Genomic DNA, 1,833 nt, shown 5'->3' on the forward strand with positions numbered 1-1,833 from the left:
TGATTACATCGAAATGTTTTATAACAGTAAGCGTCGGCATGGTTCTAGCGAACAGATGTCACCGACAGAATATGAAAACCAGTATTATCAACGGCTCGGAAGTGTCTAGATTATCCGTGGCGATTCACTAGGGTTACCTAATTCACCTATGTCTACTTCTGGCACAATGCAGAAATGAGATAGATTTACTTTATCCGCTTCTCGCTCAAAGCTGTCCGTAATCCCCTGCCTGCTTAAAAAAACCGGATTAACGTGTGATGTTTTTACGTTTTCCAGGCAGCCTTCATCGGTAAGTACCTGTCTTACAGACTTCAATGCACTTAGTTAAGAAACATCCTAATCGTCCTTTCGCCGATCGCGAGATCTGTTATGGCAGCTAAACTCGATTGATACCCCAATCCGCCGGGCAGCATTTCCTTTCCGCACGCAAGAAGGAGAAGATCATGAAAGCAGTAATTTACAACGGTCCTTATGATGTAAAAGTAAAAGACGTACCGGATGCGAAAATTGTCCGCCCCACGGATGTACTCGTCCGCATCACCACCACCAACATTTGTGGGTCGGACTTGCACATGTATGAGGGCCGGACCAGCTTTGAACAGGGACGGATTCTGGGTCACGAAAACCTGGGTGAAGTGGTCGAAATTGGCTCAGGCGTTGAACGTATTAAGGTGGGCGACTATGTTTGTCTGCCGTTTAACGTGGGATGTGGTTTTTGCGAAAACTGTGAAAAAGGTCTGACCGGCTTTTGTCTCACTACCAATCCGGGTTCGGCAGGCGCAGCTTATGGTTTTGCTGAAATGGGTCCCTGGGAGGGGGGGCAGGCGGAACTGCTTCGGGTGCCATTTGCCGACTTTAACTGCCTTGTTCTTCCCCCTGATGCGGCAGAAAAAGAAGATGATTATGTGATGCTCTCTGACATTTTTCCTACCGGCTGGCATGCAACAGAACTTGCCGGATTGAAGCCTGGTGAAAGCGTGGCCATTTATGGCGCGGGGCCGGTCGGTTTGATGGCAGCTCATTCGGCGATCATTAAAGGTGCTTCACAGGTGTTTGTGGTTGATACGCACACAGACCGGTTGGCTCTGGCTGAAAAAATGGGGGCGACGGGCATCAATGCTACTGGCGATGAAGCTGTACAAAAAATTCTCGACCTGACGGATGGACGCGGTACGGATTGTGGCTGCGAATGTGTTGGCTATCAGTGCTGTAACAAACATGGCCATGAAGATAACTCTGTCACCATGAACAGTCTTGTTGCGTCGACGAAAGCAACCGGGGGAATTGGTGTGGTTGGCGTCTTTATTCCTCAGGATCCGGGGGCTGAATCGGAGCTTGCCAGAGAGGGTAAGATGCCATTTGATTTTGGGAGTTTCTGGTTTAAAGGACAGGCAATCCGTACCGGCCAGGCGAACGTTAAGGCCTATAACCGTCAGCTGTCTCGCCTCATCCATCACGATAAAGCCAGTCCGGGCAAAATAATTTCTCATCGTCTTTCGCTTGAAGAGGCTCCTGCCGGATATAAGCACTTCGATGAGCGGGATGAAGGATGGACGAAGGTTATCCTTAAGCCTTAAATAGAGTTATCCGGTATGAGAAAGCAAAAACCGGGAAAGAATGTATGACTTTTGACAGGGTGCAATAAAATATCCTGTCAGGGCGTTATTATTCATACTTTCAGCTGCCAGGTGATGCTGCCAACTTACTGATTTAGTGTATGATGGTGTTTTTGAGGTGCTCCAGTGGCTTCTGTTTCTATCAGCTGTCCCTCCTGTTCAGCTACTGACGGGGTGGTGCGTAACGGCAAAAGCACCGCCGGACATCAGCGCTATC

General features: G+C 48.8%; 3 protein-coding genes. All 3 read left to right on the forward strand.

Annotated features, from left to right (window positions below; genetic code table 11):
• On the forward strand, positions 1-109 hold a 109-nt coding region (locus tag OH663_RS25915), incomplete at its 5' end, for an IS3 family transposase (protein WP_131729156.1).
• 334 nt (positions 110-443) lie between these two features.
• Positions 444-1,577: a glutathione-independent formaldehyde dehydrogenase gene (locus tag OH663_RS25920; protein ID WP_017384068.1), complete on the forward strand. Its 1,134-nt coding sequence runs from the start codon at positions 444-446 to the stop codon at positions 1,575-1,577.
• 165 nt (positions 1,578-1,742) lie between these two features.
• Positions 1,743-1,833 (forward strand): IS1 family transposase (locus OH663_RS25925; RefSeq protein ID WP_304481747.1); only part of this gene is annotated, 91 nt, incomplete at its 3' end.

The sequence above is a fragment of the Citrobacter sp. Marseille-Q5395 genome (assembly GCF_947057495.1).
GTDB lineage: Bacteria > Pseudomonadota > Gammaproteobacteria > Enterobacterales > Enterobacteriaceae > Citrobacter > Citrobacter murliniae.

Coding starts and splice junctions, on each gene's coding strand:
- OH663_RS25920 (WP_017384068.1), top strand. CDS start 444: ATGAAAGCAGTAATTTACAACGGTCCTTATGATGTAAAAGTAAAAGAC.